We start from the raw sequence: 11,444 nt of genomic DNA, 5'->3' as shown, positions 1-11,444 counted from the left end.
TCTTGTCAAAGACCAAAAGAGCCAAAAACCTTAGCAGAAACTTCCGAAACCGCCAAGGTCATCTCGTCTCGGTGAAGCAGCTTCTATACCCCCAGACACTAACCCGTCAACCCCTAACCGTAAAAACCCGTAAACCCACAGAAAACCAACACTTACCCCGATTCACAAACCCAAAATCACACCCAAAATCACCATAAATCCACTCATTAAATATGTTACAAAATGTCCATGTGAGGCGCGGAGCCATAAAAACAATACCAGCGGACAAAGGCTGCCACGCCGTCGATCAGCTCGGTCCGCGGCTGCCAGCCTGTAAGCTGGCGGATGGCGGTAATGTCGGCCCATGTTTTTTCCACATCCGCTGCCGGGCGGGGCTGGTCGTCAATAAGGGCTTTGGTTTCCAGCACCTCCTCCAGCACCTCTATGAGCTTGCGCACGCTCTGGGGGCGCTGGCTGCCTACGTTGAGCACACGGGCCACGCCAGATGCCGGGGGTTTGTCAAACACCGCCAGAACGGCGGAAACGACATCCGCAATAAACGTAAAATCGCGCGAGAGGGCACGCCCGCTATAGAGCGGGACGGGCCGCCCCTCCATAATGGCGCGGGCAAAGCTGTAATAGGCCATATCCGGCCGCCCCCACGGGCCATACACGGTAAAAAACCGCAGCCCGGTCTGGGGGATGCCATACAGGTAGCTGTAGGTGGAGGATGTAAGTTCTGCACTGCGCTTGCTAACGGCATAGAACGAACCCGGCTGGTCCACGGGGTCTGTCTCGCAAAAAGGAAGCTTGTTGTTGCGGCCGTAAACGGAGGAGGAGGAGGCGTAAACCAGATGCTCCAGCCGGGGTAGCCTGCGGGCCATCTCCAGCACGGCAACATGCCCGCGCACGTTGGCATCGGCGAACACATAAGGGTTTTCGAGCGAGTAGCGAACCCCGGCCTGTGCTGCAAAGTGGAAAATACCGCGGATATGCGGCTCCCTGGCAGCAAGGGCCATAAGGGTATCAGGCTGGCTGATATCCAGCCCATGCAGGGTAAAGCCGGGATACTGCTCCAGCAGGAGCAGGCGGCTTTTTTTCAGGTTCGGGTCGGGGCAGGGTGTCAGGTTATCAACCCCGATCACCCGGTCGCCGCGTTCGAGCAGTGCCCGTGCAACATGAAAACCAATAAACCCGGCTGCACCGGTTACCAGAAAGGTCAAAGTCCCGCCTCGTGAGCTAAGCGCACCCAAGCTCCGCCAGCCCGGTGCCATGTCAGGCGCTTCTAGCGGAGCAGGGGCGGCGCGTCAGGGCGTTTTTGTGGTTGGCTGGGCTGCCTGTGGCACGGAGGCAACCGGGGCTGCCGGCGCCAGAGAGGCCGCCTCCACCTTATCCCCCACCATAATGCCCAGTCTGGCGGTTACGCCACCGGCCAGTTCCAGCGTGGCCAGTGCGGGGCCGTGGCTGCTGATATGGGCCAGACTTTGCGGCACTGCGTTTTCCACAATCGCCTGCACGCGCTGGTCGGGGCCAATAAAAACAATATCCAGCGGGACAAGGGTGTTTTCCATCCACATATCACTCTGCTGGGGCGCACCCCACGGGAACAGCATGCCCCCATCGGCTGGCACCTGCGTGCGGAACATCTCGCCCACCTGCTGCTGGCGCGGGGTTTTTGCCAGCTCCACGGAGAAAACATGCCTGCCCGAAGCAGAGACAATGCTCAGCGGCTCCTTGGGCAGAACCGGCTGGGCCTGCGTGGGCTCTCCATCATCCGCCAGAGCGGGCAGGCCCCATGTTGCACCCGCACTCCCCACCAGCGCGGCCATAAGCAGCCCGAACAGTTGTTTGTTCTTCACGTCCTGTTTTCTCCTGCACTCAATGCGCGTCTTGCAAAAACGGGTTACCCGTCCGCTCCGCGCCCAGTGTGGACAATCCACCATGACCGGGGACTATCACAATATCATCCCCAAGCGGCAGCAGCTTTTGGCGTATGCCCTCTATAAGCTGTGCGCCGTTACCATAGGCAAAATCCGCCCGGCCGACGGAACCACGGAACAGCACATCCCCCACAAAGGCAAAGCGGGCGCGCTCGTCCACCAGCACAACATGCCCCGGCGTATGGCCCGGCACATGCACCACACGCAGCTGGCAGCCCAGATAGTCCAGCACCTCGCCATCACGCGCAAAGCGATCGACCGAGGCATTCTCCAGCCCGGTAAGGCCAAAATGGCGGGCCTGATCGGTTATGGAGGAGAGCAGAAACGCATCCCGCTCATCCGGCCCGATCACGGCCGGGCGGGGCTTGCCCTGTGCTTCCAGCCCACGGCACAGGGCCATAACACCCCCGGCGTGGTCCAGATGGCCGTGGGTCAGCACAATGGCCTCCACGTTCAGGGACTTGCGGCTTGCAAAGTCGAGCAGCACATCCGCATCTCCCCCCACATCGACCATGATGCACCCGCCCGTGCCCTCGTGCCACAGGATGGAGCAGTTCTGCCTGAACGGGGTAACCGGAACGATGCGTAGCTGCATGCCGGGGTAGGAAACCTGCATATGCGACCTCTCTTTTGCGCCGTGTTCTGGCCAGTATGCCAAAAAAAAGCTGCCAGACGGAACCATCTGGCAGCTTTCTGTCTGCGGCTTAAGGCTTTTTTTAGCCCGGCAGCACCCAGCCTGTGGCCGGGATGTCAAAATGCTTGTGCAGGTCATGGGCCGGAATGTTGGTCAGGTCCTTGATCAGCGTCTTGATCACCTTGGCTTCGGCAGGTTTGCTCAGATGGGCGCGGATGTCGTGCATAATGGGTGCAGGAGCCGCAATCACAAAGCCCGCCACGTTGGCACCGTGGGCAACCATGGCGTTAATACGGTCGGCCACGTTACGGGCAAACCCTTCCTTGGCCGCTGTGCGGGGGTCGGTTTCGGGCGGGAGCTTGCCGGGGGTGTCTTCATGGCCATCGGCCTTAAGGTCCGTTACGTCGCGCATTTCGCCCTGCGCATCGTGCAAAAAGCGCACTTTGCCGCCATCAGCAGCAACGTAAACAATCAGGCCGTCTCTTTCTTCAGTCATGGAAAATATGTCCTTGTTCCAAAATCGTACAGCCCGTTCCCATTGTTGCTGTGCAGCCACGCCGCTTCTGGCCTGTTCTGCTGCCAATGGGCAGTCTGTGTGCACAGTGATATAGGCAACGATCATGACAGTTCCAGCCCCCCCTCCCCAACTCCTGACCCCACTGGACCATGCACTGGCCTGGGCGCGGGCGGGTGAGCCTGTGGCCCTTGCCACCGTAACCGGCACGTGGGGCAGCTCCCCCCGCCCTGCGGGGAGCTGCATGGCCATCAATGCGCGCGGTGCGGTGGAAGGCTCGGTCAGCGGTGGGTGCGTGGAAACCGATGTGATGACCCACGCGCAGGACATTATGGCCGGAAGCCCCGCACAAACGCTGGAATATGGCGTAAGCAGCGCCCGTGCGTGGGAGGTCGGGCTGGCCTGTGGCGGGCGGCTGGACGTGCAGGTGGAAGCCATAAATTCCCCCGCCAGCCCCACCGGAACCTTCCCCCTTGCACTGCTCGAACAGGTCTGTGCGTGCATGGCAAACCGGCAGGCGGCGGCCTTGGTGCGCCTGCACAATGGCACACAGCACGCACTTGTTGTGCAAACAGAGCAAGGCAGCACTGTGCAATTTGGTACCTGCCCGCCCGAAATCTGCAACGCAGCCCATGCCCGCCTGCAACACGGCCGGAGCGGGGCGGAGGCAGATGCCACCGGGCAGGAATGGTTTGTGCAGCCTCTGGTACCCGCCCCACGCCTGCTTATTGTGGGGGCGGTGCATATTGCCCAGTCTCTGGCGCGCATGGCCAGCATGGTCGGGCTGGCCCCCATTGTCATTGACCCGCGCTCCGCACTGGCCACGGTCCAACGTTTTCCCGGCCTTGTTCCGGGGCAGACCCTGCTGACCGAATGGCCGGACGAAGCCATGCAGGCACTGGGCATAGACCCCATGACCGCCATTGCCACCCTGACGCACGACGCCAAGCTGGATGACCCCACGCTGGAGGAGGCCCTGCGCAGCCCCGCATTCTATATTGGGGCACTGGGCTCGCGCAAAACGCAGGCCAGCCGCATGGAGCGCCTGCGCACGCTGGGCTTTGCCGAGGCAGAACTTGCCCGCATCCGAGGCCCCATAGGGCTGGCCATAGGCGCTGTAGGCGCGGAGGAAATAGCCCTGTCCATTCTGGCCGATATTGTAGCCGTGCGCAGGCAGGCCCCACTGGCGCAGGCGCGCGGGTGGCAATACCCCTGATGCCCCCCGCGCAGGACGGCACGCGGGCAGGAACACTCGCCGGAACTCTGGCCATTGTGCTGGCTGCGGGCCAGTCCTCCCGCACAGGGGCACAGCACAAGCTGCTCGCCCCCGACGCTACGGGCTGCCCCATGCTGGTACGCACCCTGCGCAACACCCTGCGCAGTGCCGCCGCCCATGTGCTGGTGCTGCTCCCCCCCAACCGGGCCGAACTGGCCGAACTGACCCACGCCCTGCCCGAATATGGCACACGCCTGAGCACACATTGCGTGATGGATGCGGCTGATGGACTTTCTGCCTCGCTCCGGGCGGGTGTGCGCGCGGCACAGGCCATGCCAGCCACCAGCCTGCTGGTCTGCCTGGGCGATATGCCCCTTGTGCCCACCCACCTGCTGAACGCCCTGCTCTATGAGCAGCACACCACTCAAGCCCCGGTTGTAGCCGCGCAAAGGCACAACAAGCCCGGCAACCCGGTTGTGTGGTCCAGCACCGAATTTGCCGCACTGCTCGGGGTTACGGGGGACCAGGGCGGGCGGGCCATCCTGCGCGCACTTGGGCCTGCCGTGCGCCTGCTGCCCGCCCCGGCAACCCTGCTGGAAGACTTTGATACCCCCGACAGACTGGACCAGTTTGCCCGTATGGTGCCGCCCCCCGGTTGACCGCAGCCCCGATCGCTCCGAAAACTGTGGAACCGCATGTGCGTTAGAGGCGCATGCGCCTGTTATTCCGATAATCCACTAAGGAAGCGTTTTTTCATGAGCAAAATCCTGCGCACCAACCCCAACCCGATTCTGTCCGCAGCAGTGGAATACCACGGCTTTGTGTACACTCAGGGTGTTGTAGCCCGCGATCTGGACCAGGACGTGGAAGGCCAGACCCGCGACGTACTGGCACAGCTGGACGCCCTGCTTGAACAGCACGGGACCGACAACACCCGCCTGCTACAGGCCCAGATCTGGCTGAAGGACATTAACGACCGCGACAAGCTGAACGCCCTGTGGAGCGCCTGGCTGCCAGAAGGCATGGCCCCGGCCCGCGCCTGTGTGCAGGGTATTCTGGCCGACCCGCGCATGCTGGTTGAAATCATGCTGGTCACCACCAAATAAGCCTACCTGACCTGCCGGGCTGGCCTTTTGCGGGGCGTGGTTTTTTAGTCACAGATGCACCGAATCAGAATCAGCCCGGCTTTTATCCCCTGTTCGCCAAATCCGCCCTGCCATGCCGAATTAAGGCAATCTCGTGACAGATGATAGGAATTAATTCCTATTTTTCATTTTCAACCCGGTTCTTTTTGGCAAACAGTCACTTTCGCGTTTTTGCCGCGCAAACAACGCTTGCCTGATCTGCATTGATGTTTATACCTGACCACAGAACATGCAGCTGACCTAAACTAAAGCAAGCCAGGGAAAGGCAGACACGATGCAGGATGGACGGTCTAAAAAGCTAAAACTTACGCTGGCCGTTGTGTCCTTTGTTACTGCTTCCTTTTTCACCTGTTCTGCTCAGGCGCGCACGGCTCACCGCAATGTGCACACGGCTTCCAGCCACCACCACCGCAGCTCCGGCCATGTGATCCAGTGCGTGGCTTACGCCAAGTCCGCATCCGATGTGGTCCTGCACGGCAATGCGCGTGACTGGTGGCATAATGCCGCCGGTGTGTATGACCGGGGGCTGGAACCCAAGGCAGGCAGTGTTCTCAACTTCCGCGCCACACGCCGCATGCCGCTTGGCCACGTTGCTGTTGTGCGCAACATTGTGGACAGCCGCACCATTGTTATTGACCAGTCCCACTGGGCGCAGGCCGGTATCAGCCGCAACGTGTCTGTTATAGACGTGTCTCCCAACAATGACTGGTCTGCCGTGCGCGTTGCCTTGAACAACCGCAACAGCTACGGCTCCATCTACCCCACTTACGGGTTTATCTACCCCCATTCGGCCAGCAAAAATGCAACGCCTGACAGCCTGAAGCAGGAAGTCATGACCGCATGGGCCAACAAGATGCCAGCAACCCAGCTGGCGCAGGCACCCGCAGGCGCACAGCCTGTAGCAACCCTCCCGTAAGCGGTTCCCCACCGCTTACGCGCCCATACCCCGCTCAGCCAGCCTGAACGGGGTATTTTTTTGCCCGGCTTTTAACGCCAGCGCCCTATTTTGGCGGACCAGAGGCAATGCGGACACGCACCGCACTTTCCAGCACATTCCAGCTTGCCTCAAAAAAGTGGCGTTTGGCGGCATCGGTTGCAAACGGCTTGCGCCCGCTTAGCATCTGGTGCAGCGGCCAGCCTGTTACCAGACCGCGCAGGCTCATTTCCAGCACCGCAACTTCGGCCCGGTTTTCCGGCGTATCTGGCCAGCCCAGTACCTTGGCCAGCAACATTTTCATCCGCTCGTGCAATGGTTCTATGGCCCGGTCCAGATCTTCGGTAATGCTGGCAAACTGCTGGCAGTCCATAATAAGGATCCGGTAGGTTTCCACCGTTTCGGGCACCAGCAGAAAATCCAGAAAACGACGCAGCATATCCTTTATGGCATCCATCGGGTTGGCCATGCTCCCCGGCTCAACCTGCAAAATGCCAACAAGCTCCCGGCAGCGCTCGTGCACCACGGCCCTGAACAGCTCTTTTTTGGAAGGGTAGCGCCGGTAAATGGTCGCCTTGGAGCAGCCAATAACCTTGGCAATATGCTCAACAGAGGTTCCGGCGTACCCTGCGCGCATGAACGCTGTGGTGGCTGTGGCAATAACCGTACGGTCCAGCTCTTCCGCCGCCTCATGCGATGGGCGGCCGCCCGTATGTGTTACTCCGTCTGCCATAAACCCGGTTAACCCATCTGCTGTTTGCCAAAAAACGTCTGCCCCACATTACTCCCTCTGCCCATGGCAGGAAAGCCAGCGCCAGCCCCATAAGGTAGAACACGTAGCAGATTATGGCCCTGCGGGCTGGATCAGTCGGGAATAAGCTCCATATCCAGCCGGGCAATCTGCCAGGACATAAGAACACCCCGCGCCTGCTCGGCCAGATGCACATCCACGCCGTGGGCATTTTCCATAAACAGGACCCCACGCCCCTGCCCTACAACCGCACTGCCCCCGGTTGTCCAGTACGTGCCGCTAAAATCCTCGGGGCGGGTAATGTTGCTTACACAGCCTGCTGCGGCAAAAAAGGCATGCCCTACGGCCAGCACCCCGCCACCACGCGCCACAATCTGGTAGGTATGCCCGCCGAGTTCGAGCGTGCCACGCCCCCACTGGTAGCCAACCACAGCACCAAGCTCTTCCACCCGCACACTCAGCCGACCATCATTGGGCGCACAGACCAGCGGCTGCGCTACAGGCTGTGGCTGTGGCTGTGGCTGTGGCTGTGGTTGTGGTTGTGGTTGTGGTTGTGGTTGTGGTTGTGGTTGTGGTTGTGGTTGTGGTTGTGGTTGTGGTTGTGGTTGCTGGGCTAGAGCAGGGTGCGCCACAAGCCAGAATGTGGCTGCCAGCCCTCCGGCAATAGCCCTGCCACCCTTATGTGAGCGCACTGCCAGCGGGGTATGTGCCAGCACATGCACCCGCCCCGCCAGACCAGACCTGCCGCGCAGAAAATTGCAAAACGAGGCAAAGCCCCGGCGCCACAAAGGCATCCCAGGCACTGGCACTGGCACTGGCACTGGCACTGGCACTGGCACTGGCACTGGCACTGGCGTGAAACAACTGGATAACTCAGCCAAGACTGGCACGGATTCTTGCATCCTCTGGCATGGGAGCAGCCGCCTGCCGCAGGTAAAGACAGGCTAAACCGGTATTTTAAGAAACGAGACAGTTTCGTTTTTATTCTGCGCTCCAACCTGTGTCAAACACAAACCCCGGGCCTGAAAAACCACGCCACTGACTGGCCAGAACCTCCGCCACATGCCCACACAAGGGGAGCAAGGCCCAACTACCTAACCTGCGGTGCAGGCCCGTAAGGTAAGGCGAGCGCAACGCCAGGAACACACTGCCGCACACACCACTACGCCATTGGCATTGCGGCCCGCCCTCCCCTGAAATCGCAAGTAGCCAGAGCACCGCACGTCCCACAAACACAAAGGGCGGCCCGGAGAAAAACCCCCGAACCGCCCTGTTGTGAGCCGATGGTGCTAGCCGATGGTGCTAGCCGATGGTGCTAGCCGATGGTGCTAGCCGATGGTGCGGGCTGTGATTATTCCATCCATTCCGCAATATCAGGGCAGGAACACACAAGATTGCGGTCCCCGTATACGTTGTCGATCCGGGCAACGTTGGGCCAGTATTTGGTGGCCGGGTTTACACCGGGGGGGAAGCACGCCTGCTGGCGGCTGTAGGGGTGTTCCCATACCTCTGCCGTAACCGCAGCACCCGTATGCGGTGCGTGGCGCAGCACGGACTGCTCGGCTGTCACCGTACCCTGCTCCACCGCACGCACTTCTTCACGAATAGCCAGCATGGCATCGCAAAAGCGGTCCAGCTCGGCCTTGCCTTCGGATTCAGTCGGTTCGATCATGAACGTGCCCGCAACGGGAAAACTGACCGTAGGGGCATGGAACCCGTAATCCACCAGCCGCTTGGCCATGTCATCCACCGTCACGCCCACGTTGTCCTTGATCGGGCGCAGGTCCAGAATGCACTCATGCGCAACCCGCCCCTTGGCCCCACGGTACAGCACCGGATACGCATCGGACAGACGGCTGACAATGTAGTTGGCATTCAGGATTGCCACCTGCGTTGCGCGCTTCAGCCCTTCATCCCCCATCAGGCGGATATACGCCCATGAGATGGGCAGGATGGAGGCCGAGCCAAACTGGGCAGCGCTCACGGCTACATCCACCGCCGCATCCGCCGGATTACCCGGCAGGAACGGGGCCAGATGGGCACGCACACCAATGGGCCCCATGCCCGGACCACCCCCGCCATGGGGGATGCAGAAGGTCTTGTGCAGGTTGAAGTGGCTGACATCCCCACCATAATCCGCCGGGCGGGCAAGGCCGACCTGCGCGTTCATGTTTGCGCCATCCACATAAACCTGCCCACCGGCTGCGTGCACCATGTCGCAGATGGCGCGCATGTTTTCTTCAAACACGCCGTGGGTGGAAGGGTAGGTGATCATCACAGCGGACAGGTCCGCCGCGTGGGCAGCAACCTTGGCCTGCATGTCTTCCAGGTCAATGTTGCCTTCACCATCGCATTTGACCACCACCACGCTCATGCCCGCCATCTGGGCGGAAGCGGGGTTGGTGCCGTGGGCAGAGGCCGGGATAAGGCACACATTGCGCTCCCCCTGCCCGCACGCACGGTGGTAGGCCCGAATGGCCAGCAGACCCGCGTACTCACCCTGCGCGCCCGAATTGGGCTGGAAGGACACCGCATCATACCCGCTGATCGCGCACAGCCAGCGCTCAAGGTCGGCCAGAAGGCTCTGGTAACCCTGCGCCTGATCAGCCGGGGCGTAGGGGTGCAGGTCACAAAAACCGGGCCACGTAATGGGCAGCATTTCCACCGTGGCGTTCAGCTTCATGGTGCACGAGCCAAGGGGGATCATGGTCCGGTCCAGCGCCAGATCCTTGTCGGACAGGCGGCGCAGGTAGCGCAGCATATCCGTCTCGGACCGGCAGGAGCCAAACACCGCCTGCCGCATGAAGGCAGACTGGCGGACCAGCGCTTCCGGCACGGTCGAGGCGGCCTGCTCCAGCTTGAGCGCCATATGCCCCATACGGTCGCGGTCGGCGCAGAACACGGACCAGACATCCAGCACGGTTTTGATTGTGCTGGTTTCGTCCAGACTGATGCCAATGCGCCCAGCCCCTGCATTGCGCAGGTTCATGCCCATTTCGCACGCACGGGCCAGCAGAGCGGCGGCATTGTCACCCGCATCTACGGTCATCGTGTCAAAGAACGCGGTGGTCTGCACGGTTACGCCAAGTGCGCGCAGGCCCGCAGCCAGTGTGCACGTAAGCCCGTGCACACGCCGGGCAATGGCCTTAAGCCCTTCCGGCCCATGATAGACCGCATACATGCCCGCAATAACGGCCAGCAGCACCTGTGCGGTGCAGATGTTGGATGTCGCTTTTTCGCGCCGGATGTGCTGCTCGCGCGTTTGCAGCGCAAGGCGGTAGGCCGGGCGGCCCTCGCTATCGACCGAAACCCCGACAAGGCGGCCGGGCATGCTCCGCTTATACGCATCGCGCACGGCCATGTAGGCGGCGTGCGGGCCACCAAAACCCATGGGCACGCCAAAGCGCTGGGTGGAACCAATGGCAATATCCGCCCCCAGCTCTCCGGGGGAGGCCAGCATGGTCAGGGCCAGCGGGTCGGCGGCCATAATGGCAATGCCACCAGCCGCATGCAGCGCCTGCACACAAGCACGCGGGTCGGTCAGCTGCCCCGAGGAGCCGGGGTACTGGAACACGGCCCCAAACACGTCTGCCGCGTTCAGGTCCGTTGCCGGGTTGCCCACCTGTATGCAAAAGCCCATCGGCTCGGCACGGGTTTTGAGCACGGCAATGGTCTGGGGGTGGCAGTCCGCATCCACAAAGAACGTGTTGGAGGCGGATTTGGCAACCCGCTTGGCCAGCGCCATGGCTTCCGCCGCTGCCGTGGCCTCATCCAGCAGGGAGGCATTGGCAATGTCCAGCCCGGTCAGTTCTGTAACCATGGTCTGGAAGTTCAGCAGTGCTTCCAGCCGCCCCTGGCTGATTTCTGGCTGGTAAGGCGTATAGGCCGTGTACCATGCCGGGTTTTCCAGAATGTTGCGCCCGATCACGGCAGGCAGCACCGTGCCGTAATAACCCTGCCCGATCAGGCTAGTGAGCACACGGTTCTGCCCGGCCAGCGTGCGCAGGTGTGCCAGCACGTCTGTTTCGGTCCAGCCTTCCCCCAGCCCCAGCGGCTGCCCGACCCGAATGGCGGCGGGCAGGGTCTGGGCTGTCAGCTCATCAAGGGAGCTGGCACCCACCGTGCGCAGCATGGCGGCCTGCTCATCTGGCGTGGGGCCAATATGGCGGGCGGCAAAGGCTGCGCCATCGGCCCGAAGCCCTGCAAAAGCGGGCAGGTTTTCAACTTGGGAGAACATGCGGGGAACGATCCTGATACACGCGGGTAAACGCAAAACAACAAGGAACACCCCACCCCGTATGCGCGCACCGGTCTGGCAGGCATACGGGCGC

13 protein-coding genes are annotated in these 11,444 nt (G+C 61.5%); 6 read left to right on the top strand and 7 right to left on the bottom strand.

Annotated features, from left to right (window positions below; genetic code table 11):
• Window positions 1–215: 215 nt before the first annotated feature.
• From GOB83_RS13110 to GOB83_RS13095, 4 genes are all read right to left on the bottom strand, one after another.
• Window positions 216–1,202, bottom strand: coding sequence for an NAD-dependent epimerase/dehydratase family protein (locus GOB83_RS13110; RefSeq protein WP_165926393.1), 987 nt, complete (start codon window positions 1,200–1,202; stop codon window positions 216–218).
• An 84-nt stretch (window positions 1,203–1,286) separates the two neighbouring features.
• Window positions 1,287–1,808, bottom strand: a complete 522-nt coding sequence (locus tag GOB83_RS13105; RefSeq protein ID WP_086647365.1) for a DUF192 domain-containing protein — start codon at window positions 1,806–1,808, stop codon at window positions 1,287–1,289.
• Between the two features lie 49 nt (window positions 1,809–1,857).
• On the bottom strand, window positions 1,858–2,535 hold the full coding sequence (locus GOB83_RS13100; protein WP_165926392.1) for an MBL fold metallo-hydrolase: 678 nt from the start codon (window positions 2,533–2,535) through the stop codon (window positions 1,858–1,860).
• Between the two features lie 100 nt (window positions 2,536–2,635).
• Complete coding sequence (locus tag GOB83_RS13095) at window positions 2,636–3,049, bottom strand: host attachment protein (RefSeq protein ID WP_194301403.1); 414 nt, start codon at window positions 3,047–3,049, stop codon at window positions 2,636–2,638.
• 124 nt (window positions 3,050–3,173) lie between these two features.
• On the opposite strand from GOB83_RS13095, the gene GOB83_RS13090 reads away from it, so the two are divergent.
• The 4 genes from GOB83_RS13090 (at window position 3,174) to GOB83_RS13075 (ending at window position 6,344) form a co-directional block, all read left to right on the top strand.
• On the top strand, window positions 3,174–4,283 hold the full coding sequence (locus GOB83_RS13090) for an XdhC family protein (RefSeq protein WP_165926391.1): 1,110 nt from the start codon (window positions 3,174–3,176) through the stop codon (window positions 4,281–4,283).
• A complete protein-coding gene (locus tag GOB83_RS13085; RefSeq protein WP_233129213.1) occupies window positions 4,268–4,942 on the top strand; it encodes a nucleotidyltransferase family protein in 675 nt (224 codons plus the stop codon). The genes GOB83_RS13090 and GOB83_RS13085 overlap by 16 nt, the downstream gene beginning before the upstream one ends.
• 96 nt (window positions 4,943–5,038) lie before the next feature.
• Window positions 5,039–5,389: a RidA family protein gene (locus GOB83_RS13080; protein ID WP_086647359.1), complete on the top strand. Its 351-nt coding sequence runs from the start codon at window positions 5,039–5,041 to the stop codon at window positions 5,387–5,389.
• A 313-nt stretch (window positions 5,390–5,702) separates the two neighbouring features.
• Window positions 5,703–6,344, top strand: a complete 642-nt coding sequence (locus tag GOB83_RS13075) for a CHAP domain-containing protein (protein WP_165926390.1) — start codon at window positions 5,703–5,705, stop codon at window positions 6,342–6,344.
• A gap of 85 nt (window positions 6,345–6,429) precedes the next feature.
• Here GOB83_RS13075 and GOB83_RS13070 read toward each other — a convergent pair whose 3' ends face one another.
• Entirely contained in the window at window positions 6,430–7,095 is a 666-nt protein-coding gene (locus GOB83_RS13070) for a TetR/AcrR family transcriptional regulator (protein WP_086647357.1), read from the bottom strand.
• A 131-nt stretch (window positions 7,096–7,226) separates the two neighbouring features.
• Entirely contained in the window at window positions 7,227–7,562 is a 336-nt protein-coding gene (locus GOB83_RS13065) for a hypothetical protein (RefSeq protein WP_086647356.1), read from the bottom strand.
• A gap of 62 nt (window positions 7,563–7,624) precedes the next feature.
• On the opposite strand from GOB83_RS13065, the gene GOB83_RS13060 reads away from it, so the two are divergent.
• Window positions 7,625–7,780 carry a hypothetical protein gene (locus GOB83_RS13060; protein ID WP_165926389.1) on the top strand — a complete coding sequence of 52 codons (156 nt, stop codon included), beginning with the start codon at window positions 7,625–7,627 and terminating at the stop codon, window positions 7,778–7,780.
• Window positions 7,781–7,795: 15 nt separating this feature from the next.
• Window positions 7,796–7,972: a hypothetical protein gene (locus GOB83_RS13055; RefSeq protein WP_165926388.1), complete on the top strand. Its 177-nt coding sequence runs from the start codon at window positions 7,796–7,798 to the stop codon at window positions 7,970–7,972.
• Window positions 7,973–8,464: 492 nt separating this feature from the next.
• On the opposite strand, the gene gcvP is transcribed toward GOB83_RS13055, so the two are convergent.
• Complete coding sequence (gene gcvP, locus GOB83_RS13050; protein WP_165926387.1) at window positions 8,465–11,350, bottom strand: aminomethyl-transferring glycine dehydrogenase; 2,886 nt, start codon at window positions 11,348–11,350, stop codon at window positions 8,465–8,467.
• Window positions 11,351–11,444 lie beyond the last annotated feature (94 nt).

Source organism: Acetobacter fabarum (assembly GCF_011516925.1).
Taxonomy (GTDB): Bacteria; Pseudomonadota; Alphaproteobacteria; order Acetobacterales; family Acetobacteraceae; genus Acetobacter; species Acetobacter fabarum.
This window is presented reverse-complemented; position numbering and strand designations above follow the sequence as displayed.